Consider the following 517-nt stretch of genomic DNA (forward strand, 5'->3'; position numbering starts at 1 on the left):
ACTTCAAATTCTGGGTTCAACGTCGCGCTAGAAGCGTTTTCCTAAGCTTATTTGTAGACCTTCATAGCTGTCGTAAAAGTCTTCAAAACCCATATCTGCGACATTGTAGATGTACTCTGCGCGTAACCAGATATCTTTACTCATATCCCAATGAACTCCAGCTCCCACGTTAAACAGTGCGCCTGAATCGTCAGTAACTTTCTGGGCATTTGGAACATACATTTCTGCTTGAGTCCCCAAAGCGGTCACGCGGCCAAACAAAGAGAGTGGTGTGTCGCCTAAGTTGTCACTGGTCAATACCGCTGACATGCCTGCTTGGTAATAGTGCAAATCCAAATCTGTTTTTAGCGTGTCGTTCTTAAGCTCGTTTTGGGAGTAACGAAGTACACCTTCAAACGCAAGGTATTGATTAACATAATAGCCCCAGCCAACAGTGATATGCGGTGTGGAACACTCATTGTCTCTGTCTGATCCAAAATACGGCGTATCGAAACCAATGTTACCAGTACCCAGATAA

1 protein-coding gene is annotated in these 517 nt (G+C 44.5%); it reads right to left on the bottom strand.

Annotated elements, in window-relative coordinates; genetic code table 11:
* Positions 1-27: 27 nt before the first annotated feature.
* Positions 28-517 (bottom strand): porin family protein (locus R7040_RS29975; protein WP_318098124.1); only part of this gene is annotated, 490 nt, incomplete at its 5' end.

The organism is Vibrio sp. 1069 (assembly GCF_033340555.1).